Raw genomic sequence first — 328 nt, forward strand, 5'->3', positions numbered from 1 at the left:
CAAAGTTTTGATCTTTCAACGCAGGTAATATGTTCAATAAGTGATTTGCATCACCATACATTTCAGCACTAACAACGCTCACAGCATCTCTATCGGTTGATGGCACATCAATGATTGGTTTAGCTGGGTGAAAGGTCATATCTTCAGGAGAGTTACCACCTTCGTACATTTTCGGGAACAGTTTATTTACTGAACCGTGGTTTTTAGGTTGGAACTCATTATCATGGCACCAGAAACATACCCCCATTTCACCATGACCTGCTGGTGCGCCGTTACTACCATGACACTGAGCGCATTGATAAGGTGCTACGGCGCGATCCGCTTCATC

At 44.2% G+C, this 328-nt stretch carries 1 pseudogene; it reads right to left on the bottom strand.

Annotation, left to right across the window (positions count from 1 at the left end):
- Nucleotides 1–328, bottom strand: a pseudogene (locus BCU94_RS19625) (hypothetical protein); the annotation flags it as partial.

It is taken from the genome of Shewanella sp. 10N.286.52.C2 (assembly GCF_002874545.1).
GTDB lineage: Bacteria > Pseudomonadota > Gammaproteobacteria > Enterobacterales > Shewanellaceae > Shewanella.